This window comes from Streptomyces endophyticus (assembly GCF_035798155.1).
Taxonomy (GTDB): Bacteria; Actinomycetota; Actinomycetes; order Streptomycetales; family Streptomycetaceae; genus Streptomyces; species Streptomyces endophyticus.
Genome location: NZ_JAOZYC010000094.1, coordinates 35,471 through 60,436 on the forward strand (window position 1 = coordinate 35,471; position 24,966 = coordinate 60,436).

General features: G+C 72.6%; 17 protein-coding genes. 7 read left to right on the plus strand and 10 right to left on the minus strand.

Annotated elements, in window-relative coordinates; all coding sequences use genetic code 11:
- Nucleotides 1-20: 20 nt before the first annotated feature.
- Nucleotides 21-9,686: a Tc toxin subunit A-related protein gene (locus OKJ99_RS13285; protein ID WP_326016269.1), complete on the plus strand. Its 9,666-nt coding sequence runs from the start codon at nucleotides 21-23 to the stop codon at nucleotides 9,684-9,686.
- 36 nt (nucleotides 9,687-9,722) lie between these two features.
- On the opposite strand, the gene OKJ99_RS13290 is transcribed toward OKJ99_RS13285, so the two are convergent.
- From OKJ99_RS13290 to rpmB, 3 genes are all read right to left on the minus strand, one after another.
- The gene (locus OKJ99_RS13290; RefSeq protein WP_326016270.1) at nucleotides 9,723-11,597 is read right to left on the minus strand and encodes a SpoIIE family protein phosphatase; all 1,875 of its coding nucleotides are present in this window, start codon (nucleotides 11,595-11,597) and stop codon (nucleotides 9,723-9,725) included.
- A 106-nt stretch (nucleotides 11,598-11,703) separates the two neighbouring features.
- Nucleotides 11,704-12,009, minus strand: a complete 306-nt coding sequence (gene rpsN, locus OKJ99_RS13295) for a 30S ribosomal protein S14 (protein ID WP_326016271.1) — start codon at nucleotides 12,007-12,009, stop codon at nucleotides 11,704-11,706.
- Complete coding sequence (rpmB, locus tag OKJ99_RS13300) at nucleotides 12,009-12,245, minus strand: 50S ribosomal protein L28 (RefSeq protein WP_326016272.1); 237 nt, start codon at nucleotides 12,243-12,245, stop codon at nucleotides 12,009-12,011. Before rpmB ends, rpsN begins: the two co-directional genes overlap by 1 nt.
- 82 nt (nucleotides 12,246-12,327) lie before the next feature.
- Here rpmB and rpmG point away from each other — a divergent pair, with 82 nt between their 5' ends.
- From rpmG to rpsR, 4 genes are all read left to right on the plus strand, one after another.
- The gene (rpmG, locus tag OKJ99_RS13305; protein ID WP_326016273.1) at nucleotides 12,328-12,492 is read left to right on the plus strand and encodes a 50S ribosomal protein L33; all 165 of its coding nucleotides are present in this window, start codon (nucleotides 12,328-12,330) and stop codon (nucleotides 12,490-12,492) included.
- A 70-nt stretch (nucleotides 12,493-12,562) separates the two neighbouring features.
- The gene (locus OKJ99_RS13310) at nucleotides 12,563-12,817 is read left to right on the plus strand and encodes a type B 50S ribosomal protein L31 (protein WP_326016274.1); all 255 of its coding nucleotides are present in this window, start codon (nucleotides 12,563-12,565) and stop codon (nucleotides 12,815-12,817) included.
- The gene (locus OKJ99_RS13315; protein WP_326016275.1) at nucleotides 12,817-13,971 is read left to right on the plus strand and encodes a CobW family GTP-binding protein; all 1,155 of its coding nucleotides are present in this window, start codon (nucleotides 12,817-12,819) and stop codon (nucleotides 13,969-13,971) included. Before OKJ99_RS13310 ends, OKJ99_RS13315 begins: the two co-directional genes overlap by 1 nt.
- 19 nt (nucleotides 13,972-13,990) lie before the next feature.
- Nucleotides 13,991-14,227 carry a 30S ribosomal protein S18 gene (gene rpsR, locus OKJ99_RS13320; protein WP_326016276.1) on the plus strand — a complete coding sequence of 79 codons (237 nt, stop codon included), beginning with the start codon at nucleotides 13,991-13,993 and terminating at the stop codon, nucleotides 14,225-14,227.
- A gap of 21 nt (nucleotides 14,228-14,248) precedes the next feature.
- Here the strand turns inward: rpsR and OKJ99_RS13325 are convergent, their stop codons facing one another.
- From OKJ99_RS13325 to OKJ99_RS13355, 7 genes are all read right to left on the minus strand, one after another.
- A complete protein-coding gene (locus tag OKJ99_RS13325) occupies nucleotides 14,249-15,229 on the minus strand; it encodes a sensor histidine kinase (protein ID WP_326016277.1) in 981 nt (326 codons plus the stop codon).
- Entirely contained in the window at nucleotides 15,226-15,570 is a 345-nt protein-coding gene (locus OKJ99_RS13330; RefSeq protein WP_326016278.1) for an STAS domain-containing protein, read from the minus strand. The genes OKJ99_RS13325 and OKJ99_RS13330 overlap by 4 nt, the downstream gene beginning before the upstream one ends.
- A gap of 104 nt (nucleotides 15,571-15,674) precedes the next feature.
- Nucleotides 15,675-18,443 (minus strand): AfsR/SARP family transcriptional regulator, encoded by a 2,769-nt coding sequence (locus OKJ99_RS13335; RefSeq protein ID WP_326016279.1) that lies wholly within the window; start codon nucleotides 18,441-18,443, stop codon nucleotides 15,675-15,677.
- Nucleotides 18,444-18,549: 106 nt separating this feature from the next.
- Nucleotides 18,550-19,449 carry a DUF5753 domain-containing protein gene (locus tag OKJ99_RS13340; RefSeq protein ID WP_326016280.1) on the minus strand — a complete coding sequence of 300 codons (900 nt, stop codon included), beginning with the start codon at nucleotides 19,447-19,449 and terminating at the stop codon, nucleotides 18,550-18,552.
- A complete protein-coding gene (locus tag OKJ99_RS13345; RefSeq protein WP_326016281.1) occupies nucleotides 19,446-19,964 on the minus strand; it encodes an ATP-binding protein in 519 nt (172 codons plus the stop codon). The genes OKJ99_RS13340 and OKJ99_RS13345 overlap by 4 nt, the downstream gene beginning before the upstream one ends.
- 133 nt (nucleotides 19,965-20,097) lie before the next feature.
- Nucleotides 20,098-20,886 carry a class II aldolase/adducin family protein gene (locus OKJ99_RS13350; protein WP_326016282.1) on the minus strand — a complete coding sequence of 263 codons (789 nt, stop codon included), beginning with the start codon at nucleotides 20,884-20,886 and terminating at the stop codon, nucleotides 20,098-20,100.
- Nucleotides 20,883-21,917 carry a C-terminal binding protein gene (locus tag OKJ99_RS13355; RefSeq protein ID WP_326016283.1) on the minus strand — a complete coding sequence of 345 codons (1,035 nt, stop codon included), beginning with the start codon at nucleotides 21,915-21,917 and terminating at the stop codon, nucleotides 20,883-20,885. Before OKJ99_RS13355 ends, OKJ99_RS13350 begins: the two co-directional genes overlap by 4 nt.
- 54 nt (nucleotides 21,918-21,971) lie before the next feature.
- On the opposite strand from OKJ99_RS13355, the gene OKJ99_RS13360 reads away from it, so the two are divergent.
- Both OKJ99_RS13360 and OKJ99_RS13365 read left to right on the plus strand, forming a co-directional pair.
- A complete protein-coding gene (locus OKJ99_RS13360) occupies nucleotides 21,972-22,976 on the plus strand; it encodes an Lrp/AsnC family transcriptional regulator (RefSeq protein WP_326016284.1) in 1,005 nt (334 codons plus the stop codon).
- A 177-nt stretch (nucleotides 22,977-23,153) separates the two neighbouring features.
- Entirely contained in the window at nucleotides 23,154-24,797 is a 1,644-nt protein-coding gene (locus OKJ99_RS13365) for an amidohydrolase (RefSeq protein WP_326016285.1), read from the plus strand.
- The last annotated feature ends 169 nt before the right edge of the window (nucleotides 24,798-24,966 follow it).

Here is a 24,966-nt window from a genome sequence, read left to right on the forward strand (position 1 = left end):
CAACGGGTGGCACAGAGCACATGGCAGACACGACGGACGCACTGCGCGTCGTTCACGGACGGTTGACCCTGCACGGCGGAACCCCCGTACCCCGCGCCCGCATCCGCGTCCTCGACGTCGAACTCGCCGGGGACACCCTCCTCGGCGACACCCCGACCGACGCCTCCGGGACCTACACACTGCGCTACTCCCCCACCCGCCTCGGCCGCCCCGGAAAGACCGCCGCCGACCTCAAGCTCCTCGTCCTCCCGCCGGACGGCGATGACCAGGTTCTCGCCCAGTCCGACGTCCGCTACGGCGCGGCCCCGGACGAGACCGTCGACCTGGAGATCGAGGTCGCCGCCTGGCTGCCCTCCGCCTACGAACGCCTCGTCGACACCCTCGCCCCCGCCCTCGCCGGCCGCCCCGCGTACACCCTGCGCGACGACGAGATCCGCTACCTGGCCGCCACCCTCAAACTGGACCCCGAACCCATCCGCAACCTCAGGGAAAGCAGCGACTGGGCCCACAGGACCGGGCTGCCCGCGGAGGTCTTCCACGCGTTGCAGCACGCCCGGCTGCCCGCCGACCCGCTTCGCGTCGCCGCCGAGGACCGGGACCTGGTGGCGGACGCGATCCGCTCCGCGGCGCACGCCCATGTCATCCCGCCGCATTTCGAGGACGACGCCGACGCCCTGGCGGATACCGATCTCCCGGATCGCGCGGCGGACCAACTGCTCGCCGAGGCACCGGACACCGCACCCGCCTCACTCGGCGACCTCCTCCGCAAGGCGTCCGTTCCGGAAGCCGGTCGCCGCACCTTCGCCAAGCTGGTGGCGAAACGCCCGCTGGAGGGCGAGTCCTTCTGGAAGTCGGTCGCCCGGCAACTCGACCTCACCGAGGCCCGGTTGGCCGAACTGCGCACGCTCCTCGACCTCAGCGCGCTCAGCGGCGGCTTCCTGCCCATGGTCGACCGGCTGCTGCGTGAACCCCTGCGTGCGGGCGTCCGTGACCTCGCACGCCTGCAACCCCGCGACTGGGAGGAGTTCGTGACCGGCACGGGCGTGCCGCGCGATGTGCTGCCCGGCGGCGACCCGCAGCGCCGAATCGCGTTCTATGCCGCGCAGTTGCACCGGGGCCTGGAGGAGCGTCACCCCACCGCGGTGCTGGCCGCCCGGATCGGGCAGGGCCACGTCCCGGTGGCCGAGCGGATCAGGCCGCACCTGGAACGGTTCTTCGCCCAGAACCCCGTCTTCGAGTTCGACGAGCACCACATCACTGGATTCCTCGCCCCGGACGGCGGCGCCGATCTGCGCGGCATTCCCTCGGCGGTACGGCCCCGACTGCGCGAGGACCTGCTGCGTCTCGACCGGGTGACCCGGATCGTGCCCCGGCAGCTCAAGCCGGGGCAACCACCGCGTTACGGCGTCATGGCCGCGCTCCTTTCCGCCGGATTCGACTCGGCGTACAAGATCACCCGAGTGGGGCGCGCCGACTTCACCGCGGCGATGACCGACGCTCTCGCGGGCGACCGGGAATTGGCCGAACAGGTGCACGCACGGGCCGAGGACGTCACCGCCCTCGCGTCCACACTGGTCACCGGGTACGCCACGACGGCCGCCACCCTCGGCACTGCGGTGCTGCCCGCGACGTCGACCGAGGACCGCGCAGGGGACCCGGCCGCGCCCCCACCAAAGCCCGGCCTCCAAGTCCCCGACATGCGCACCCTCCTGGGCAACCTGGACTTCTGCGCCTGCGAGCACTGCCGGTCCGCCTACAGTCCGGCCGCCTACCTCGTGGACGCCCTGAAGTTCCTGGCCGACCGGCCGCTCCCCGCCGGCACCGGCCCGAGGACCGCCCTGGAGGCGCTGACGGCGCCCGGCCGGCGCCCCGACCTCGCGGAGACCAAGCTCAGTTGCGAGAACACCAACACCAGGCTGGAACAGGCCGACCTGGCGATGGAGATCCTGGAGAACGCCGTCAGCCCGCGGCCCGCAGGACCGTACCCGCAGACCACCTGGACCGAGGAGGAGCTGCTCGCCAACCCGGAGCATCTGCACGACCCCGCCTACGACGAACTCCGCCGGGCCGTCTACCCCTGGGCGCTGCCCTTCGATCTGCGCCTCGCCGAGGTCCGCACCTATCTGGGCGAACTCGGCGTGTCCCGCCGTGAGTTGATGCAGTCCCTCGGCGAGCCCGCGCACGACGAGGCGCTGGGGCTCGACCCGCGGACCACCCAGCTCATCACCGAAGCCACCCCCGCGGCCCCATGGGCACTGTGGGGCCTCGACGAAACCGTGAACGACCTGCGCGACGCGCGCGACGGCAGCACCGTCTCCGGCCCCTGGGTCACCGTGCTCAGCGGCCGCATCTCCCTCCTCCTCCAGCAATCAGGCCTGGAACTGGTGGAGTTGCGGGACCTGCTCGACACCCGCTTCGTCAACCCGGACGGGCATCGGCCGACCATCGAGGGCGCCGCCTGCGACCTCACCAAGCGCACCGCCACCTGGCTCACCGCGCCGCATCTGACCCGCATGGCACGCTTCGTACGCCTCGCGCACATCCTCGGATGGCACGTCCACGACCTCGACCGCGCCGCGACCGCGTACGGAGCGAACGCGCTCACCCCCGACTTCCTGCGCTGGCTCGCGCACGCGCACCATCTCGCGTCGACCTTGAAGCTGCGCCCCGCCGACGTGGCCGCCTGGTGGTCCAGGATCGACACCCACCGCTACGTCGACCACGGTGAGGAGTCCGAGACCCCGGCGTCCTCCCCCTACGACCTGCTGTTCCTGAACCTGACCGTTGTCAGCCCGGCCCCCGAGGCCCTCGCCCTGAACGCCGCGCGCAGTGAACTGGCCCGGCCCTACCGGGCTCCGGACGGCACGGTGGCGAACGCCGACGCGACCATCACCGCCCACCGTGCGGCCGTCGTCCTCGCCCTCGGCATCGGCACCGGCGATCTCTCCCGGTTGCTCGACGCGGGTGTGCCCGACGAGTTGGGCCTCGCGAACCTGTCGACGCTGCACCGCATGACGTCCCTGGCGCGGGCGTTGGGCCTGAGCGTCCGCGACTGGCTGCGCGTCACGGCACTGACCGGCCTGGATCCGTTCCCAGGGCCGCCGCTCGCGCCGCCGGATCGGGCGGCGGCGACGGTGCGCTTCGTGATGGACGTCGAGCACATCCGGGCCTCGGGGTTCACGCCGACCGAACTCGACCACGTGCTGCGCCATCAACCCGCCCCCGACGTCGCCGCCTCCGCACCCCAGTTGGCGGCAGCGGTCGGCGAGATCCGTGACGGCCTTCGGACCATCGCCGCCCGCACCACCGCGGCCACGGATCCGCAGGGTGAGGCGCTGGCCGGGTTCCTCTCCCAACTGGGCTGGGACGCCGAGCTGATCAGCGGCGCCCTGGGCGCGGGCGCGCTCGGCGCCGACGCGCGCACCGACGTACCGCTTGCCGAGCTGCCGCCGGGCGTCGTCTTCCCCGGCCAACTGCCCGCGGGGCTCAAGGAGAAGGTCTCCTTCGACCAGGGGACCCTCATCACGCTCGGCGCGCTGCGCAAGTCGGAACAGGATCTGCTGCTCGACCTTCCCGCCGACAAGTCGACCGCTCAGTACGCGAGGTACGCCACCGCCGTACAGCTGCTGCACACCACGTCCCAGGCGCGCGCCGCAGCCCCGGTCGACTTCCTGGTCCGGCGGATGCAGTCCCTGACCCTGCCCGTCTTCCGTGCCGAGCTGCGCTTCGAAGCGGACCTGGAGCAACTGCCCGCGGGGGTCGTGCTGCCCGACGATCTCCCGGCGCGGCTCGCGGACCGGGTCACCTTCCAGGCCAAGAAGCTGCGCTGCTCCGGGCTGATGTCCGCGGGCGACCACGACGCGCTGCGCTCCCTGTCCGACACCGCCGCCTGGCACAAGGCCGTCGACGAGCTCTACGTCGACCTCCGCATCCCGGCCACCCTCGCCCCCGGCTTCGGCTACGACGCGGAGGCCCGGAGCCTGTACTTCACCGGCTGGATGACCGACACCGTGCGGGGCCGGCTGCTCGCGCTGTCCACCGCGCCCGCCTGCACCACCGCCGTGCAGGTCCTGTTCACCGCATCGAACTCGTACGTGGAACTGGACCCGGACAACGCCTACTTGGGCTCCGCGGCATTCGGAGCGGCCGATGCCCCGCTGCGCCTGTTCGAGGACGCCCGCAGCGCCGCCGACCGGTTCCGGATGGCCCTGGATCTGCTGCTGCCCACGCTACGCCGGCGCCAGAGCGCCGAGTGGGTGGCGGCGGCGCTCGCACGCTCGCTCGCCGTGCCCGGCCCGGTCGCGAGGGCCCTTGCCGACCGGCTGACCTGGCCGGGCCGCACGGCACAGACGGTGCTCGACGCCTTCCTCGACCCGCTGTTCGTGGCCACGACCGGCGCCGTGTCCATGGCCGCCTGCCCGGATCAGTACAGCGCGTTCATACGCCTCCGCAAGGCGGCGCTCGTCCTGACCAGGCTCCGCTGCGACACCGATGACGTCGCCGGGCTGCTCCGTGAGGACGACTGGACCTTCCTGGCAGCACTGCCGATCCAGCCGAGCAAGTCCCCTGTGGGATACGCGGCGTGGCGGAAGCTGACCGCCCTCTGCGCGCTGCGGGACCGGTTGCCCGGTCAAGGCGCCACCCTGCGGGCGGTGTTCGCCGCGTCCCGCACGCCGCAGACCACCCTGGCCGCCGTGCTCGCGCGGCTCGCCGAGCTCACCGCCTGGAACGCCGCCGATCTCGCCCAGGCCGCCACGGGGCTCGGCATGACCGTGCCCGCCGACGTCCGCGACGAAGCCCTCCTCACCCAACTCACCGACTGTGTCGGGCTGTTCCTGCGCCTCGGCTCCTCCGCCGCGCAGTGCCGCCGCTGGGCGCAGCACCCGATCCTGGCGGCCGACGCGGACGCCGCGCGGCAGGCCGCGCGGGCCGGGCTCGGTGCCAACGCATGGCTGGAGCGCGCCCGTCCGCTGCGGGACGAACTGCGCGAACGGCAACGCGTGGCGCTCGTCGACCATCTGGTCCACCACGAGCGGCTGCGCGACGCGGACGACCTGTACGGCCGCTTCCTGATCGACGTACAGATGTCGCCGTGTGCCCGGACCACCCGGATCCGGCAGGCCATGAGTGCGGTGCAACTGTTCGTGCAGCGCTGCCACATGAACCTGGAGCCGGAGGTGCCGCCCTCGGCCATTCCTGTGGAGCAGTGGACCTGGATGAAGAGCTACCGGGTCTGGGAGGCCAACCGCAAGGTTCTCTTCCACCCGGCACGGTTCGCCGAACCCGAGCTGCGCCGCGACAAATCACCGGCCTTCGTACGCCTGGAGAGCGAGCTGCAGCAGGGCGAGATCGATGCCGACAAGGCCGAGCGTGCCTTCCGTGGCTACCTTGAGGAACTCGACCAGGTGGCCCGGCTCGAAACCGTCGCGACCTGTGTGCAGCGTGCGGGCGGCCGGGAGATCCGGCATGTGTTCGGGCGTACGTTCAACACCCCCACCAGGTACTTCTACCGGCGGCGCGTGGAGTCGCTGTGGTATCCGTGGCAGCCCGTCGACCTCGATATCGAGGGCGACCATCTGCTGCCGGTCGTCTGGGACGAGCGGCTGATGCTGTTCTGGCTCAAGTTCCAGGAGAAGGCCGAGGAGCCGGTGTCGCTGCCGCAGTCCGCCACGGGCTCCCGCCCGAAGAAGTTCTGGACGGTCCAGCTGGTGTGGAGCGAGTGCCGGGACGGGAAGTGGTCCACGGCCCAACTCCTCGATCCGCCGCTGAAGTCGGCGGGCATCCAGTTCGCCCAGCCCAAGGAGTTCTTCCTCGCGCCGCTGCCGGACAAGGACTCCCTGACGATCGCGGTCGGCTCCCGCGGCACCCCCGAGTCGAACCCCTCCTCCTACGACGGTTCCGATCCCGTCTACGAGTGGAAGGTGCTGCGGGCGCCCCGCGGAAAGGGCCGCCTCGTCCTCGGCAACGACCGCGTGCGGAACAAGGCCTCCCACCCGTTCGGCGCGATCACCCCGTACACGGACCTGAGCTTCAACGCCGTCGCCGAGCGGAACGTCACCATTCAGCTGCCCGTCTATGTGCTCACCGCGGGCGGCACGGGACGCCAGGCCACCGCGGCCAACAAGCTGTTCGACCGCCGGACCCAGGAGGCCGCCAACCCCTTCCGGCTGACCTTCCCGGTACAGGCGGAGATGATGGAACCGGCGGGCCAGGGGCTCACGGTGACCTTCCTGGACCGGGACTCCTTCTTCTACTCCGACCGGCGCAGGTCGTATCTGGCGGCTCCGGTGACGTACTCGCTCCTCGTCAACTACCCGCGGGGGGCCGTGCTCGGACCGCTCCTCGACCGGCGGGGCGCCGTGCGCTTCGAGTCCCACTTCCACCCGTACGTCGCGCAGTTCACGACCGCCCTCAACACCGGCGGCATCCCGGGCCTGCTCTCGCTGGACACCCAGCGGCTCAGCGACTCCGGGGTCATCACCGGTCCCTTCGGCCCTGCCGGTCCGGTGGCGGCCGGTGCGGCGTTCGTCACCGAGTACGCGCCGCGCTGGGACAACGTGTACCCCTTCGACTGGCCGAGGGAGACCGTCGACTTCTCCGCCGACGGCGCCTACTCCTCGTACAACTGGGAGCTGTTCTTCCACGCTCCGCTGCTGATCGCGACGCGGCTCGGCAAGAACCGGCGCTTCGCCCAGGCACAGCAGTGGTTCCACAAGATCTTCGATCCCACGGTCAGTTCGACGGAGCCGAGTCCTGCGCGCTACTGGCGCCTGCTGCCGTTCCACACGGCCGCCCTCGCCCCGCCGATCCAGGAGTTGGCGCGGCTGCTCGCCGACAAGTCGCATCCTTCGCGGGAGCGTCAGGAGATGCTCGCCCAGGTGCGGACCTGGCGCGAGAACCCCTTCGACCCGCATGCCGTGGCCCGGCTGCGGCCCAGCGCCTACCAGCAGAACGTGCTGATGAAGTACCTCACCAACCTGGTGGAGTGGGGCGATCAGCTGTTCCGGCAGGACACCATCGAGTCGATCAACCAGGCCGCGCAGCTCTACGTCCTGGCCGACCAATTGCTCGGCCCGCGCCCCGAGGAGCTGCCCGCCCAGACCAGGCCTGCGCCGCTGACGTACCGGGAACTGGAGCCGTCGCTGGACGAACTCGCCAACGCGCTCGTCGCCGTGGAGGGCCTGCTCCCGCCGTCGACCACGGGACCCGGCTCAGTGAACGGCCAGGCGAAGACACCGCCCGTCCCCGTGCCGCTCACCCTGTACTTCTGCGTCCCGCACGACGACGCGCTGCTGCGGCAGTGGGACATCGTCGCCGACCGGCTCTTCAAGATCCGGCACTGCATGAACCTCGCGGGGACCGTGCGCGAACTCGACCTCTTCGGCACACCCCTCGACCCCGGCGCCCTGGTCCGCGCCCTCGCCGGCGGAGCCGATCTCGACCAGGTGCTCGCCGACGGGGCCGCGGGACCCCCCAGCCACCGGTTCGCCGCACTGGCCCGCAAGGCCACCGAACTCTGCACCGACGTACGGCAATTGGGCTCGCTCCTGCTCGCCGCTCTGGAGAAGCGGGACGCCGAACGGCTCGCCGTGCTGCGCTCCGGGCACGAGCTGGCCCTGCTCGATGCCACACGGTCGGTACGCAACCTGCAGATCCAGGAGGCACAGGCCCAGGTCGACGCGCTGCTGAAGTCCATGACCCTGGCCCACACACGGTGCCTGTTCTACGTCGAGCAGCTCAAGGCGCTGGAGACGATCACCATCCCGGCACCCACCGGGCAGACCCGTAGCCAGATCCTCGGCGCCATGCGCGAAGTCGTCGACGGGCTCCAGCCACGCACCCCGCTCACCCGCTTCACCGACCAGCTCACCTCCCTGTTCCGCTCCGAGATGGACGCCATCCACACCAAGCTGGAGGAGGCGATCTCCCAGAAGGACCAGGACGAGGCCCCGGGCGCGAGCGAGAGCTTCACGCTCCCGATGAACAGCTTCGAGCGCCGACAGCTCGCGGAGCTGAAGACCTCGAACGAGAAGCAACTGCGCGCCATGGACCACGAGGCGGCCGCCCAACTCTTCGCCCTCATCCCCGACTTCACGCTGGGACTGCAGGGCTGGGCGGCAAGCCCGGTGATCCAGGCCCAGATCGGCGGCACCCTGCTGTCCACGGCGGCCCGGCTGCACGCCAGCGGCCTCAACTACGAGGCGAACGAGCACTCGTACCGCGCGAGCCTGCACCAACTCCTGGGCGGGTACCGGCGGCGCGCGGACGAATGGCTGCATCAGGCGGACCTGGCGCGTCAGGAGGGCGAACAGATCGGCGCCCAGCTCTCCGCCGCCGGACTGCGTCTGGCAATCACCCGGCTCGAACTGCTCAACCACGACACCCAGACCGCGGGCGCCCGCGAGGCCGACGCCGCGCTGCGGGACAAGTACACGGACGAGGACCTGTACGCGTGGCAGGTCGAGCAGATCTCGGCCGTGCACCACGCCGCGTACGAGCTCGCCTTCGACCTGGCCCGCCGCGCCGAGCGCGCCTACCGCTTCGAACTCGGCATCCAGGACAGCGACTTCATCCGCCCCGGCCACTGGGACGGCCTCAAACAGGGCCTGCTCGCCGGGGAGCGGCTCGCCCAGGACCTCCAGCGGATGGAGGTGTCCTACCTCGACCAGCACCGCCGCGCATACGAACTCACCCGCCACGTCTCGCTCTCCCAGCTCGACGCGGCGGCGCTGATCCGGCTGAAGGTGACGGGCGCATGCGAGGTGGAGCTCCCCGAGGGATACCTCGACCTCGACTGCCCCGGCCACTACGCCCGCCGCATCAACTCGGTGGCCCTCAGCGTCCTCGGCGTCGCCGGACGCCACACCAGCGTCAACTGCACCCTGACACTGCTGCGCAGCACCGTCCGCGTCGACCCGGACCCGCGCGGGGGCTACCCGCGGACCGGCCCCGGCGACACCCGGTTCGTCGACGACCTCGCCGCCGCCCAGTCCATCGTGACCAGCCGCGGCACCGAGGACCCGGGCCTCTTTGAGTCGCAGGGCGGCACCGACGAGCGGTATCTGCCCTTCGAGGGCTACGGCGCGATCTCCCGGTGGCGACTCGAACTCCCCTCGGAGTTCCGGCAGTTCGACTACGCGACCATCACCGATGCCGTGATTCATCTGCGCTACACGGCGCGCGACGGCGGACGGCGCCTCGCCGACGCGGTCCGCTCGGCGCAGCGCACGGACCTCGGCAAGCTGATGGCCTCGGCCGACGGCAGGGGCGGCTTCACCAGGGCCCTGAGCCTGCGCCACGAGTTCGCCGACTGGTACCGGCTCACGGCCGCCACCGGTGACCGCGAGATCACCCTGGAGATCGCGGACCGGTTCCCCTTCCTGCTCCGCGACGGCACGCTCACCATCGACGAGGTCGGCGTGTTCATCAAGGCGACGGACCGGCTGACGGACCAGCAGGTGGCGCGGCTGCGCAAGGCGACGTTCGACGGGAAGCCGCTGTCCGACCTGACGGGCTGGCTGCGCCGCAAGGACGTCGTCCAGGCGGTCGTCCCGGTGCCCGGTCCGGGCTGGAACCCCGCCGTGTCCAGGAAATTCGCCCTCGCCGAGGTCCCGCAGGACACGATCCCCCTCATCGACGACATCTGGCTGCTCTGTCACTACACCGTCAAGTTCGACAAGGCCTGAGCCGACGCGGGCCGGGCCGGGCCGCGAAGGACGGTCCTACGGCTCCTCAGGGCCGTCCTCGTCCAGTTCGAACCACACCGTCTTGCCCTCCGGCTCCGGGCGGAGGTTCCAGCGGTGGGCCAGGAGATCGAGGAGGACGAGGCCGCGGCCCGAGGAGGAGAGTTCGCCGGGGGCGCGGCGGGAGGGGACCTCGTCGCTGCGGTCGGAGACCTCCACGCGCAGCCGGCGGTGGCCCTCGGCGCCGCTGATGTCGGCGCGCAGGACGGCGGCCTGCTCGGTGTGGATCAGTACGTTGCCGAGGAGTTCGGAGACGAGCAGCAGGACGGTGTCGACCTGTTCGGGGCGGGCCCAGTCGTGGAGCAGTCCCTGGAATTCGATGCGGGCGTCGGCGATGCCCTGCGCCTGGTCCTGTTCGAGGGTGAACCGCAGGTTGCGTCCGGGCCGGTCCGCGTGGTCGGCGAGCGGGTCGCGGCGCAGGAGCAGCAGCGCGATGTCGTCCTCGGTGAACGAGGTGACCGGACGGTCGCCCGGCTGCGTGCTCTGCGGGGCCACCACCGCGTTCAGGAGCCGGTCGGCCATGCCGTCGAGGTCGTCGGCGCCGCCCGGTGTCAGCGCGCTCCGCACCCGGAGCCAGCCGGAGTACATGTCGTGGCCGCCGGACTCGATCAGGCCGTCCGTGCACAGCATGAGGATCTCGTTCTCACGCAGCGTGATGACGCTGACCGGGTAGTCGTCCTCGCCGAGGTCGAGCCCCAGGGGCAGGCCGCCGCGCACGTGCTTGAGCAGGCAGGTGCCGTCCGGGAGCCGCAGGACCGGGTGCGGGTGCCCGGCGCGGGCGATGCGCAGCGTGCCCGTCCTGGGGTCGGCCTCCAGATAGATGCAGGTGGCGAAGCGGCCCTCGTCGAGGGATGCCAGGAAGTGCGAGGCGCGGACGAGGACGGCGTCGGGGCCGTGGCCCTCGGCCGCGTAGGCGTGGATGGCGGTGCGCAGTTGCGACATCAGCCCGGCGGCCTGCACGTCGTGGCCCTGGACGTCGCCGATCACCACGCCGAGGCGCCCGTTGGGCAGGGTGATGCTGTCGAACCAGTCGCCGCCGACCATGAGCCCGCCGCCGGTGGGTACGTAACGGGCGGTGACGGTGACCCCTTCGGGTCCCGGGCCGATCCTGCCCATGCTGCTGCGCAGGCTCTGGGACAGGGTGCGGTCCGCCTGGCCGTCGTAGGTCTGCTCGATGCACTGGCCCAGCAGCCGGGCGAGGGTCACCAGGAAGGTGCCGGTGCCGTCGGTCGTCTCCACCGGGGCGTCGAAGGCGGCCATCCACACGCCGGTGAGCTGGCCGTACGTGGTGAGCGGCAGGAACGCCCAGGCCTCGTACCGTGTCGGCTCCGCGTACCCACTGGCGGAGGGGAACCGGTCCCGGTAGTCCTGCGGCGAGGCCAGCACCACGGGCCGACCGGTTCTGGCCACCTGCGCGGCGGGGTGGGCGGTGCGCAGCGGCAGCCGGAACGCGTCGGACTCGCCGTCGCTCAGGCCGAACTGGCCCACGCAGTGCAGCACTTCGCGGTCCGCCCGGAAGACCGCCTGCCCGCGCAGCGGGAAGTCGGCGTCGGCCAGCTGGGAGATCAGGGCGAGGGCCTCCCCGAGTGACGCGATGCGCGCCAGCGCGTGTCCGGTGACGAGCAGGTCGGTGTCGCGGTGGCTCGTACGCCGCAGGGCCCGGTCCGAGCCCGCACCGGGCCCTCCGGAGGCCGGGCCCGCCAGCCGGTTGAGCACGTCGACCTGGCGCACCTCGGCGTCGTACGCCTCGGGTGCCTCGTGCTCCTCGGGCTCCTCTTCGGGGATTCCGCGCTCGCGCCCGCCACCCACCTGCGGCACTCCCCTCGGCTCGACGCTCTCCGGTTTCCCCTCCATCGTCCGACGATCGGCCGTGCCGCGCCTGCTCTCGCACGCCATGCGGGCGACCACGCCGGGCGCCCGACCAGGGCGTGGCCCGGTCGGGCGCCCGCGCGCGGCGCTGTCACCAGGAGGACTTGGTGACCCCCGGCAGGTGTCCGGCGTGTGCCTCCTCCCGCAGCCGCACGCGGGACAGGCCGAACTTGCGCAGATGCCCGCGCGGCCTGCCGTCCACGCTGTCGCGGTTGCGGACCCGGGTCGCGCTGGCGTCGCGGGGCTGGCGGCGCAGTTCGGCCAGGGCCGCGGTGCGCTCGGCCTCCGGGGTGCCGGGGCGGCGGATGATCTCCTTCAGTGCCGCGCGCCGGGCGGCGTGCCGCTCGACGATCGCCTTCCGCTTCTCGTTCTTCGCGATCTTGCTCTGCTTCGCCATCAGACCTTTCCCCCTCGGGACCGGATCCGCGCGACCGCGGCCTCGACGCCGATGACGTCGACCGTCTTGACCCCCCTGACGCTCAGGGTCAGTCGCACGCTACGGCCCTCACTGGCCAGCCAGTAGCGCTTGCGCTGGATGTTCGGGTCGAAGCGGCGCGAGGTGCGCCGGTGCGAGTGGGAGATGCGGTTGCCGAAGCGCGGTGCGGTGCCTGTCAGTTGGCAGTGGGCGGACATGCGGTCCCTCTCCGTCGTGCTGTGTCGTGCGTGACCATGGCCCCGTTATTGAACATGGAAACCATTGCCATATAGTAGCGGCATGGCACGCAACGAACTGCGCCCGATCCTCAAACTCCGCTCAACGGCAGGCACGGGCTACACCTACGTCACCCGCAAGAACCGCAGGAACAACCCGGACCGCCTGGTCCTGCGCAAGTACGACCCCGTGGTCGGCCGCCACGTCGACTTCCGCGAAGAACGCTGAGCGCCACACCTCCACACCCCCGCACGACCACCCGAACCATCCGACCCATCCGAACCACCTGGAGTCCGCCATGAAGCCCGGCATCCACCCGGCCTACCGGCCCGTTGTCTTCCGCGACAAGGCCGCCGGATTCGCCTTCCTGACCCGTTCCACGCTCACCACCGACCGCACCGTCGAGTGGGAGGACGGGCACACCTACCCCGTGTACGACGTCGAGGTCTCCTCGGCGAGCCACCCCTTCTACACCGGCACCGCCCGCGTCATGGACACCGCGGGACGCGTCGAGCGCTTCGAGCGTCGCTTCGGCCGCCGAGGGGCCCGGTGATGGGGCGCCGCGACCGGCTGCCCGTCGTGATCGTCGGCGGCCTGCACAGCGAAGCGCGCCGGGAGGTGGTGCGGGGCCTGCTCGACGCGGTGCCGTCCAGCGTGGCCCTCCACCACGACCTCGGCACCGCCCCGTCGGGGACCGTGACCCGCACCGTCCGGGACGCCTCCGGTGAACTCGGCCGCGGCGAGGCGCCGTTGGTCAACGACTGCGCCTGCTGCGCCCTGCGCGAGGACCTCGTGCCGGAGCTCGAACGCCTCGCGGGCGACGGGCTGACCCGCCTCGCCGTCGTGGAGCTGTGGGACTCCGTCGAACCGCAGGCCATGGCGGACGTCGTCGCCGCGCACGGTGCGCCCGCGCTCCAGCTGACCGGCGTCGTCACGGCCGTCGACCCCGCGCTCGTCCTGCCCTATCTCGGCAACGGGGACGACCTCGCCGAGGCCGGGCTCGCGGCCGCCGCGAGCGATCAGCGTACGGTCGCGGACACCTGGGCCCGGCAGCTGGAGTACGCCTCCGTCGTCGCCGTCACCGAGAGCCCGGAGGCGGACGAGGAGGACCGGGCCCTGCTCGCCCAGCTGCACCCCACGGCGCAGCAGGTGCCGGCCCGCTCCACCGAACTGGCCCGGCTCGTCCTGGCCGGATTCGACGTCGAGGCGGCCCGCACCGCCCAGCACCCGGCCAGTGCCCGGCTGCCGCAGGAAGCGGAGGAGGCCGGGGTCGGCACCCTCGTATGGCACCGGCACCGGCCGTTCCATCCGCAGCGGCTGTACGACGCCCTGGAGGATCTGTGCTGCGCCGCGGCCCGCAGCCGGGGGCGCTTCTGGCTCGCCGACCGGCCCGACACCCTGCTGTCCTGGGACGCGGCGGGCGGCGCCCTGGGCGTCGACGACTGCGGCCCCTGGCTGCACTCACTGCCCGACGCCGCCTGGGAGTTGATGCCGCCCGAGCGGCGCGCGGCGGCGGCCATGGACTGGCACCCCGAGCACGGCGACCGCTGCCAGCACCTCGTGTTCACCTCCCCCGCCCTCGACCGCGAGGGCCTGACCGCACTCCTCGACTCCTGCCTGCTCACCGACGCCGAGTACCGCGCGGGCCCGGCCGGCTGGAGCCGGCTCCCCGCCGCCTTCGACCCGCTGCTCGACCCCGCGCGCTGACCCGCCGAAAGGAACCGACATGCCCCGTTCCCGCATCCCCCGCAAGCCCGCCAAGCCGCGCCCGAACCCGCTCGACGCGGCCGGCATCACCTACGTCGACTACAAGGACACCGACCTGCTGCGCCAGTTCGTCTCCGACCGCGGCAAGATCCGCAGCCGCCGCGTCACCCGTCTCACGGTCCGCCAGCAGCGCCGGGTGACCTCCGCCATCAAGAACGCCCGGGAGATGGCGCTGCTGCCGTACGGGAAGAGGTGAGGGGATGCGGCTGCGGGCAGGTCACGCGCAGGTCCGCAGCCGCACCGTCGTCCCCTTGGCCCCCGGCCTCACCTGCACCGTGTCGCACAGCATGCCCGCGCCCCACAGACCGAAGCCGGCGTCCGCGGCGGAGTCCGGTGGGTCCCAGCTGAGGTGGGCGTCGGGCTGCCAGTCGCCGGAGTCGGTGATCTCGCAGATCAGGCCCTTGTCCGGCCAGGTGCGCAGGGTGACGGGGGCGTCGCCGTGGCGGATGGCGTTGGTCGCCACCTCGGTGACGGCCACCAGCAGGTTGTGCAGGGCGTCGCCCGTCACTCCGCAGCCGCGCGCCTGTTCGGCCACGAAGGCGCGCACGGCGTGCAGGTCCGCGGGCAGGATCCGCATGGACGCGGCCGTGTGCGGTGAGGCGGGCAGCGACCGGCGGTCAAGGTCCTTGAGGAGGGCCGTCTGGTCTCCGTACACGGGGCTGTCCCGCAGGGCCTCGCCCTCGAAGACCTCGGGGTGGGTGCGGCGCACATGGTCGACGACCTCGGATGTCACCACGCTCGTGTCGTAGCAACACAGGCTGTGGAAGGGCTGGTTGGGGAAGCTGACGTTGAGCAGCGCCTCGTAACGCACCCACTCGATGGGGTCCGGGTAGCGTTCCCAGTCGTCGGTCGCCACCACCCAGGCGGGGCGGGGGCCGAGCGTCCTGGCGACCGCCGATATCGCGGCCATGGCCCGCACGGGATTCGTGTAGACGTCCAGGGGGTGGAGGAACTGCACCGCAGGGGCGTCCTGGCCGAGTGCCTCGCGCAGCGCGTCGGCCTCGCGCGCCGGGGCCACGGCGAGCGTCGGCGCCCCCGCCTCGATGCCCTCGCGCAGGTGCGGCACGGTGCCCGCGAGGAACTCCGGCATTCCGTCGTACAGCACCGCCTGGTGCTGGTGGACCAGCGGCTCGTCGAAGCCCGGGCCTTCCGCCGGGCCGAGCCGGGCGAGCGCCTCGATGATCTCGTCGATGGTCATGCCGTCCTCTCCGTTCCCGGTACCAGGCCCGGCAGCCGGCCCCAGCCCACGATCGCGATGACGCCCGCCACCTGCGGTGCCACCTGGTCGAGGACCAGCCCCCGGCGCGGGCCGCGGCGGTGTCCGATGCCCGCGAGCAGGCGCAGCGCCCCGAGGTCGATGAAGGTCAACCCGCCGAGGTCGAGGTGGAGTTCGCCGTCCACCTCCGCGAGGTCCGCGAGCGCCTGCGCGACGACGCCGTACCGGGTGGTGTCCAGTTCCCCCGCGAGGCCGAGCCCCGGCGGGTCGTCGGTTCGGGTGATCCGCAGGATGCGCTGCTCGCTGGGTGCCGTGGCGTCCATGGGGCCTGCCGAGTGGTGAGATGGGTCCTTGTGCAAGGCGTCCTTGAAGGTAGAACGGTTCGGTAGAGCGGCGGTAGATCCGGTCGCCGCCGGCTTGAAACCGTTTACAGCGGCGGTGGGCCGAGCGTTTCCGGGCCCATGCCCAGGCTCAGGCACGCGGGGAAGAACGCGCTCCACGCGTGTCCGCGCCAGCGGACATACCCCGTGAGGTCACTGCCCAGCCCGGCGGCGCGTGCAAGAAGTTTCGCCGCCTCCACGTGCCTGCCCTCGTACAGGAGGATGCGGCTGACTTCGTGCAGGGCGAAGCACTGCAGGCCGTCGTCGCCGGTCTCGTCCGCGATCCGGGCGCTCTCCGCGTAGGCCTCCAGCGCGTCGTTGGTGCGGCCGAGACCGCGCAGGGCGCGGCCGAGGTCGCCGAGGCCGACCACCAGGGCCGTGCGGTCGTCCGCCGCGCGGGCCAGGGCGAGATGCGCCCGCTGCACGGTGAGGGACTCCTCGTACTTCTCCTTCTCCGTGAGCGCGTCCGCGAGGCAGTACAGGGTGCGCCGCTCCCCCTTGGCGTCGCCGATCCAGCGCCAGACGGCGAGCGCCGCGTCCAGGCACTGGCGCATGTGGTCGAGCCTGCCGTGCAGCCAGTACACCGCCGCCAGGTTGTGCAGTCCCTGGGCCTCGCTCCTGCGGTCGCCGAGTCGGCGGGCGGTGCGGATGGCGAGTACACCGAGGGTGCGCAACTCCCGTGCGCGGGCGTACGGGTAGAGGTACCAGTGCAGGAGTCCGGTGAGGCGGACGGCGTGGCGCGCCGCGTCGTCGGACGCGCTGGAGGCGTGCGTGATGGTGGCGATGAGGTTGGCGCGCTCGCTGTCCAGCCAGGCCTCCGCCTGCCCGAGGTCGTCGATGCGGACCGGCGTCGGGGCGTCGGCCCGGCGGGCGAGGCCGGGTGGCACCTCCAGGTGGGCCACGGCGCGGCCGGTGGTGGCGGCGTAGAAGCACAGGACGCGTTCGAGGGCCCCGGTGCGTTCGGCCTCGGGTTCCTCGGCGCACACCTCGCGGGCGAACAGGCGGAGCAGGTCGTGCATTTGATAACGGCCGGGGGCCGGGCTGTTCAACAGGTGGGCGTCGACGAGGCGTTCGAGCGCGTCCTCGGCGCGGGCGGCGGGGACGCCGAGCAGCGCGGTCGCGGCGGGCAGGCTGGTGCTCGATCCCGGTACGACGCCCAGGAGCCGGAACGCGCGGGCGGCGGCCTGGTCGCTGGGGTGGGCCCCGTGGCACAGGGTCCGGTAGCCGGCGTGGAAGCTCGCGCGGACCGAGATGTCGCCGACGCTGATCTCGTCGAGGCGTCCCTGTGCGTCACTGAGCCGCTCGACGAAGGCGCTCAGCGGCCAGCTGGGACGGGCGGCGAGGCGGGCGCCGACGATCCGCAGGGCGAGCGGAAGCCCGCCGCACATCCGGATGATCGCGTCGGCCGCCTCGGTCTCTGCGCCGACCCGGTCCGCGCCGAGCAGCCTCTCCAGGAGCGCCATCGCCTGGTCGTGGAAGAGCACGCCGAGGTGCAGTTGGCTGGCGCCCTCCAGCGTCGTGAGCATTTCGCGGCTGGTGATCAGGACGGCGCAGCCGGGCCCTGCGGGCAGCAGCGGGCGCACCTGTTCCACGCCCGCCGCGTTGTCGAGGACGACCAGGACGCGCCGGTCGGCGACCATGGAGCGGAACGCGGCGGCCGCCTCCTCCGTGTTGGTGGGAACGGCGACGCGCGGCACGCCCAGCGTGCTGAGGAAGCGGCCGAGCACCTCCACCGGTTCGAGGGGCGAGAGGCCCGCGGTGGCGCCGTGCAGATCCACGTAGAACTGGCCGTCGGGGAAGCGGTCGGCGAGCCGGTGCGCCGCGTGGATGGCCAGGGCCGACTTGCCGACGCCGCCGGTGCCGTCGATCGCGGCGATGGCGAGACGGCCGCGTCCGGTGGAGCCGAGGATCTCCTGGAGGACGGACGCCTCGCCGGTGCGGCCGAGGAACTCGGCGGTGGTGTGCGGCAGTTCACGCGGGACGCGGGCCGGCGCCTCGGCCGGGGCACGGTCGACCTCCGCGGGCTCGGGCGCCTCGGGCGGTTCGGGTTCCAGGAGCAGGGAGGTGTCGCCGGTGAGGATGCGCTGGTGGAGTTCGCGCACCGGCGGTCCCGGTTCGATGCCCAGGTCGTCGGCGAGGCTGCGGCGCAGGTCGCGGTAGGAGCTCAGGGCGTCGGCCTGACGGCCGCAGCGGTACAGGGCGAGCATCAGCCGGGCCCGCAGCGCCTCGCGCAGGGGGTGTTCGGCGGACAGAGCCTGGAGTTCGCCGAGGACCGCCTCGTGGTGGCCCAGCCGCAGACGCGCCTCGATGAGGAGTTCGCGGGCCTGGGTGTGCGCGGCGACGAGGCGGGTGGTCTCGGTCTCCACCGCGGGGGTCGGCGGCACGTCGGCGAAGGGGGTGTCGTGCCACAGGTCGAGGGCCTCGGCGAGCCGTTCGGCGGCGGCCTTCGCGGCGTTGCGCTTGAGGTCGCGGCCGGCTTCCTGGACGAGGTCGGCGAAGCGGTGGGCGTCGACGGCGCCGGGCTCGACGAGGAGCCGGTACCCATGGGCCCGGTAGCCGTGTACATGGGTGACCAGGACGTCGCCCGAGGTGTCACCGAGCGCGCGACGCACCCGCGAGACGTAGCCCTGGAGCAGTTTGTGGACGCTCTGCGGCGGGTGGGGGCCCCAGAGTTCCTCGACCAGCCGGTCGGTGGAGACGAGTTGGTTGGCCTCGCACAGCAGGACGGCCAGGAGCATGCGCCACTTCGCCGGCGTGAGCGGCACCTGAGCGCCGTCGCGCCACAGGCCGAGCGGCCCGAGCAATCTATATCTCATGGCCTCGTGTCATGTGTCATGTGTCCTGTGCCGTCTCCCGCGCTCTTGTCGGACGGGTGGGGTGGCCCCCGATTGTGGTGCGAACTCACGTGCGGGACAAGGAGGTTCACCAAGGTGCGGGGACACCGCGGTCGAGTTCCCCCTTGAGTTCGCGGATCAGTTCCCGTGTGTCGTCCCATGACAGGGCCCGGGACCGGATCAGCCGGAAGGCGAGCCGGTGCTCCCTGATCCGCCCGGCGTCGACCGTGCTCTGCGCGCCGAGGGAGGACTCGCCGCACAGCACGTCGGGCCCCTCCCCGAAGCCCAGGATCCGGAACGGCGGCAGCGCGCCCGGGTGGTCCCGCGCCCCGAAGGGAAGCACCCGGAGGTGGATCCGGGGCAGTGCGCCACTGTCGAGGAGGTGCCCGAGCTGCCCGCTCATCACCCGCTCCCCGCCGACGCGGTGGCGCAGAACGCCCTCGTCGAGGAGCACGACGAGGTGCGCCGGTTCGCGGCGGGCCAGGATGCGCCGGCGCCGGGCGACGGCCGCCAGGCGCTGTTCGATCCGCAGGGGCGGGTCGAGCGGGTGGGCCGTGGCGCACAGGGCGCGCGCGTAGTCCTCCGTGCGCAGCAGCTCGGGGACGGCGGCGGACGCGAACTCGTGGATGACGGCGGCCCGTTGTTCCAGTTCGGCGATGTGCCGGGGGCGATCGACGGGGGCGGGGCGCAGGGCCGTCGCCCCGTGGGGCAGCCAGGCGACGGTGCCGTCGGGCCCCGGCGCGGCCCACGCGATCGGCGTGCGCGGGCCGGCCGCCGGGGTCCCCGCCGCCCCGGGCGCCTGGGAGCGCACGCGGCTGAGCAGGCCCCAGGCGTACGCGCCCGGGTCGGCGGCGACGGTGAGGGCCGCCTCGACGCACGCACGCGCGCCGTCCTCACTGACGCTGGTGCCGCAGGGGCCGTGCTGATGGCGGCTGCCCGCGACGCGGTGGATGTCCCACCGGTAGACGCTCCCCCGCTGCGTGTTCATCGGGCCCGCCGTGCCGTGTCGCCGCCGTCCAGGGCGAGCGTGCACCAGGTGGTCTTGCCGCGGCCCGGTTCCCTGCGCGAGCCCCAGGCCGAGGCGACGGCCTCCACGAGCTGCATCCCGCGTCCCCGTTCGTCCTGCGGCCCCGCCGCGCGCAGCGCGGGGCGGACCGGCGAGGAGTCGGTGACCTCGATGAGCAGCCGGTTCCCGAGGTCCACCACGTTGACGGCGACCGTGGTGTCGGCGGTGTGCACGACGGCGTTGGTGACGAGTTCGCTGACGAGCAGCTCACCGTCGTCGACGGCGCCCGGCGGGCATCCCCAGGCGGTCAGTGCGGCGAGCACGGCCGCGCGCACCCGGACGACCTCCGCGGGGACCGCGCGGACGTGCCGGTGCAGTTGTCGGCCCACTGCGAGGTCGCAGTCGGCGCAGGAGCGCCGGGTGCGTGAGTAGGCGTACGGGCCCGCGTCCAGCAGGGACGTGCGGGACCGCGCGGATGTGCCTTTCGAGGAACCCATGGCCCTCCCCCTCGATGTGCCGCCGCTTGGGGCGGCTCGGCTGCGTGCAGCGTGCACGGCGAGGGGAGAGCGGCGGTACAGCGCCGGTAGGCGGTCCCGGGATCCGGCCGCGAGGGGCCGGATCCCGGCGCGCTCAGTCCTTGTAGTCCGGCGCGGTCCGCTCGACGAGTCGCAGCAGCGCGCCCCAGGCCAGGTCGTACGCGATGTCGTCCTCGACGTCCGAGGACGCCTCGCCCTCGCCGGTGAGCTGCTGGGCGGTGTACTCGCAGACCTGCTCGGAGGGGATGATCAGCTGTCCGCCCGCCTGGGCGGTGACCTGGATCTCGCAGGCCTTCTCCAGGTAGTACATGCGCAGGAACGCCTGCTTGGCGCTCTCGCCGACGGTCAGCAGGCCGTGGTTGCGCAGGATCAGCGCGGGCTGCGTGCCGAGGTCCTCGACGAGGCGCTTCTGCTCGTCGAAGTTGAGGGCGACGCCTTCGTAGTCGTGGTAGCCGACGCGGTTGTGGAACTCCATCGACATCTGGTTGACCGGGAGCAGCCCGCCCTGCTGCGCGGCGACGGCGCAGCCGGCCTTGGTGTGGGTGTGCAGCACGCAGTGGGCGTCGGGGCGGGCCTTGTGGATCGCGCTGTGGATCATGAAGCCGGCCGGGTTGACGGGGTGCGGGCTCGGCTCGACCGCGTTGCCGTCGAGGTCGATCTTCACCAGGTTCGAGGCGGTTATCTCCTCGAACAGCAGGCCGTAGGGGTTGATCAGGAAGTGGTTGTCCGGACCCGGGAGGCGCTGCGAGATGTGCGTGAAGATCAGGTCGGTCATGCGGAAGTGCGCGACCAGGCGGTAGACGGCGGCCAGTTCGCGGCGCAGGCGCAGCTCCTCCCGGGCGGCGTCGTCGGCCGTGACGGGGGCGGTGAGGGTGTCGGTCACGCGAGTACTCCTTGCGTACGAGAGGCGGTGCGGGAGGTGGTGCGGGAGGCGTTACGAGAGGTGGGGTCGACGACGGGGGTGTGCGGGCGTCCGGTGGCCCACCAGGCGATGACGTTGCGCGCGGGCTCGGTGACGTAGGCGCGCAGTGAGGCGTCGGAGAGGAAGGCGCTGTGCGGCGAGAGCAGCAGGCGCGGGTGGCTGCGCAACCGGTCGTCCGCCGCGGGCGGTTCGACGGGGAAGACGTCGAGGGCGGCGCCCGCGAGGTGCCCGCCGTCGAGGGCGGCGAGCAGGGCGACCGGGTCGACGAGGTCGCCCCGGGAGACGTTGACGAGGACGCTGCCGGGGCGCATGCGGGACAGCAGGCCGGCGTCGACCAGGCCCTTGGTCTGCGGGGTGGAGGGGATGTGCAGCGACAGGACGTCGGCGCGCTCCACGAGCGTGTCCAGGTCGAGGCGTTCGACGCCCTCGGGCCAGTCCGTGGCGCGCGGGTCGTGCGCGGCGATCCCGCCGAAGAGGGGTGCGGCGAGGCGGGCGAGGGTGCGCGCGATGCGTCCCATGCCGACCAGGCCGAGCGTCAACTCGCTCGCCCGGCGCGGCACTTCGCGCAGCTCGCCGCTCCAGCCGCCGGAGCGGACCACGGCGTCGGCCTGCGGCAGGCGGCGGGTCAGCGCGAGCGCCTGGGCGAGGGCGTGCACGGCGACGTCCTCGGTCGCGCCGCCCGGCAGGTTCGCCACCCACAGGCCGCGCCGCTCCGCCTCCGCGATGTCGACCATGTCGTAGCCCGCGGACATGGTGGCGAGCATCCGCACCTTGGGCACGCGGTCGAGCAGGTCCGCGTCCACGCGCGCGTACCCGACGATCAGCGCGTCGGCGTCGTGCGCGACGGCGCCGATCGCCTCCGGGTCCCGGCTGCCGGCGACCCGCACCTCCCAGCCGGCGTCGGCGAGGAGACGGATGCCCGGTGCGGGGTCCAGTTCCTCGGTGTCGGTGATCACGACGACGGGTCGCGGCACACCATCCTCCAGGGCCATCAGAAATGATTCGATCGACTTACGGGAACGAAACCTACGTTTCGACTGCCACAATTGTCCAGACCGAACGAGACGGTCGCCCACCCGGTGACCGACAATGAGCGGGCGCCCGGCCGGTCCACGGCCGGGCCGGAACCGAACCGCCGAGGGGAACAGCACGTGGATCTCGACGAGACCGACCTGGGCATCGTGCGCGAGTTGCAGGGCGACGGCCGCCTCACGTACGAGACCCTCGCCCAGCGCGTGGGCCTGTCCCGGCCCGCGGCACGGATGCGCGCGCAGCGGCTCCAGGAGTCGGGCGCCGTACGGGTCGTGGCGATCGTGCACCCGGCGGTGCGCGATCTGTCGGCCTCCGCGCATCTGGCGATCGACACCGACGGTCCGGCGGGCCCGGCGGCCCGCGCGATCGCCGCGCTGCCCGAGGCGCCGTTCGTGACGCTGACCAGCGGGCGGCGCGCCATCATGACGGAGCTGCGCACCGCGGGCTTCGGCGCGCTCGACCGGACCATCGAGCAGATCCGGGCCATGCCGGGCGTACGCGCGGTGGACGCACTCGTCGCGACCCGCCACGTGAAGGACCCCTACCTCCTCACGCGGGAGCCGACCGTGAGCGCGCTCGACGCGGTGGACGAGCGGATCCTCGCCGAACTCGAGGACGACGGCCGCCTGGCCTTCGCGGAACTCGCCGCGCGCGTCGGCCTGTCGGCGGGCGCGACCCGCGCACGCACCCTGCGCCTGCTGGAGGGCGGGGTGGCCAAGGTGGTGGCCCTGGTCCGCCCCGACGTGCTCGGCATGGGGTACCTGTGCGGGTTCAGCCTGCGGGTCGACGGCGCGGCGGCGGACCTCGCCGAGCGGATCGCCACCTTCGGGCGCGTGACGTTCCTGTCGACGTGCCTGGGCGGCGCCGAACTGGTCGGCACGATCACCGCGGAGTCGTTCGCGGCCGTGCGCGCCACGCTCGAGGAGATGCGCGCCCTGCCCGCCGTACGGGAGGTGGAGAGCTGGCTCCACCTCGAACTGATCAAGGAGCGCTACGACCTGGGGCCGCGCACGGACTGACCCCACGGGCGGCCCGTAGGGGTGCACAGCCGATACGTAACCCAACAGGCGATTCGACGTTACAAACATTCCTAGACCGACCCTCTGGTCAATCAGTCGTTCGCTATCTATGGTTCTGCAAGCCGAATCGTCTGTCGGCGCACCCCCTGTTCGTTCCCGGTCGAAGGCAGGCCTGCCATGCCCCGCTCCCCCGAGCACACGCTCCTCGTCACCGGCGCCGCCGTAGCCGCCGCGGGCACCACCGTCCGGGCCGAGGCCCTCGCCGTACGCGGCGAGCGCATCGTGCACGTCGGCACCGTCGAGGAGGCCCGCGCCGCACTCGGCGGCCGGGTCGACGAAGAGCTCCGCCTCGACGGCGGCCTCGTCCACCCCGGCTTCGTGGACGCCCACTGCCACCCGGTGATGTACGGACAGGCGCTCGCCTGGGTCGACCTGCGCCCCGAGCGCGTGCCGGACATCGACACGCTCGTCGAGGTGCTCCAGGAGGCGGCCCGCGACCTGCCGGGCGGCGTCCCGATCCGCGGCTTCGGCTACGAGCACCGGCGGCTCACCGAGGGCCGCCACCCCAGCTGCCACGACCTGGACCGCGTCGCCGACGACCGCGAGGTCTACGTCATGAACGCCTCCGGGCACGGCGGCGTCGTCAACTCCCACACCCTGCGCACCTGCGGCATCGACGCGACCACCCCCTCCCCCGAGGGCGGCACCATCGGCCACTTCGCCGACGGCGAGCCCGACGGGCAGCTGTGGGACGGCGCCTGCGACCTGCTGACCGGCCCGGCCGGCGTGAAGATCGGCAACCACGGCCCGAACTTCCACCTGTCCGAGCCCGACGACATCATGGCCGACCATCTGCTGCGCGCCCAGGAGGTGTTCCTCGCCGCCGGTGTCACCACGATCGGCGACGCGCAGGTCTCGCGCCGCGAGATGGAGACGTACCTGCGGGCGCGGGCCGACGGTTCGCTGCGGATGCGTGTGTCCGCCTACCTGACCTCCGCGCTGCTCGACACCGCCCTCGAACTGGGCGCGGTGCGCGGCTTCGGCGACGACCGCTTCCGCATCCAGGGCGTGAAGTTCTACGCCGACGGCACGCTCGGCGGCTGGACCGCGTACTTCCCCGAGGGTTACGCCGCCGACTGCTGCCACCACGGGCAGCTGTACCACTCGGTCGAGGAGTACGCGGAGATCGTGCGCCGCGCCCACGCCGCCGGCCTGCAGACCGCCACGCACGCCCAGTCCCCGTACGCCATCGGCATGGTGCTCGACGCGATCGAGAAGGCGCAGGCCGACCGGGAGCGCCCCGACATGCGCCACCGCATCGAGCACTCGGGTCTTCCGACGGACGAGCAGATCGAGCGGATGGGCGCGCTCGGCGTCGTCCCCGTCATGCAGCCGCAGCACCATCTGCGCACCGGCGACGGCACGTTGACCGCGATCGGCGAGATGGGGCACCGCTACAACCCGGCGGGCCGCTGCCCCGAGGCCGGTGTGCCGGTCGTCTTCTCCTCGGACGCGCCGGTGGCCCCGCCCGCCCCGCTGGAGGCGGTGTCCGCCGCGGCCACCCGGCGCACGGTCCTCGGCACCGTCCTCGGCGACGAGTCGCTGCGCCTGCCGGTCGAGGCCGGTCTGCACGCGCACACGGCGGCCGCGGCGAGCGCCCTGCACCGCGAGCACGCGGTCGGCGCGCTTGCCTCCGGCATGCTGGCGGACTTCGTCGTGCTGGATGCCGATCCGTTGCACGTGCCCGCCGAGGACTTGGCCGGGATTCGCGTCCAGGAGACGTGGATCGGCGGCAGCCGGGCGTGGGCGCGCAGCGCGTAGCCGGAGTCGTTGTGGCCGAGTCGTGGTGTGGCCGAGCCGGATGGCGCGCCACACCGTGGCTGGGCTTGCGCAGTTCCCCGCGCCCCTGAAGGCCGCACCGTTGTCCGGCTCGTCCCCAATGACGCGCACAACCGTGGTTGCGGTCGCGCAGTTCCCCGCGCCCCTGAAG

Coding starts and splice junctions, on each gene's coding strand:
- OKJ99_RS13285 (WP_326016269.1), top strand. CDS start 21: ATGGCAGACACGACGGACGCACTGCGCGTCGTTCACGGACGGTTGACC.
- OKJ99_RS13290 (WP_326016270.1), bottom strand. CDS start 11,597: ATGGAGGGGAAACCGGAGAGCGTCGAGCCGAGGGGAGTGCCGCAGGTG.
- rpsN (WP_326016271.1), bottom strand. CDS start 12,009: ATGGCGAAGCAGAGCAAGATCGCGAAGAACGAGAAGCGGAAGGCGATC.
- rpmB (WP_326016272.1), bottom strand. CDS start 12,245: ATGTCCGCCCACTGCCAACTGACAGGCACCGCACCGCGCTTCGGCAAC.
- rpmG (WP_326016273.1), top strand. CDS start 12,328: ATGGCACGCAACGAACTGCGCCCGATCCTCAAACTCCGCTCAACGGCA.
- OKJ99_RS13310 (WP_326016274.1), top strand. CDS start 12,563: ATGAAGCCCGGCATCCACCCGGCCTACCGGCCCGTTGTCTTCCGCGAC.
- OKJ99_RS13315 (WP_326016275.1), top strand. CDS start 12,817: ATGGGGCGCCGCGACCGGCTGCCCGTCGTGATCGTCGGCGGCCTGCAC.
- rpsR (WP_326016276.1), top strand. CDS start 13,991: ATGCCCCGTTCCCGCATCCCCCGCAAGCCCGCCAAGCCGCGCCCGAAC.
- OKJ99_RS13325 (WP_326016277.1), bottom strand. CDS start 15,229: ATGACCATCGACGAGATCATCGAGGCGCTCGCCCGGCTCGGCCCGGCG.
- OKJ99_RS13330 (WP_326016278.1), bottom strand. CDS start 15,570: ATGGACGCCACGGCACCCAGCGAGCAGCGCATCCTGCGGATCACCCGA.
- OKJ99_RS13335 (WP_326016279.1), bottom strand. CDS start 18,443: ATGAGATATAGATTGCTCGGGCCGCTCGGCCTGTGGCGCGACGGCGCT.
- OKJ99_RS13340 (WP_326016280.1), bottom strand. CDS start 19,449: ATGAACACGCAGCGGGGGAGCGTCTACCGGTGGGACATCCACCGCGTC.
- OKJ99_RS13345 (WP_326016281.1), bottom strand. CDS start 19,964: ATGGGTTCCTCGAAAGGCACATCCGCGCGGTCCCGCACGTCCCTGCTG.
- OKJ99_RS13355 (WP_326016283.1), bottom strand. CDS start 21,917: ATGGCCCTGGAGGATGGTGTGCCGCGACCCGTCGTCGTGATCACCGAC.
- OKJ99_RS13365 (WP_326016285.1), top strand. CDS start 23,154: ATGCCCCGCTCCCCCGAGCACACGCTCCTCGTCACCGGCGCCGCCGTA.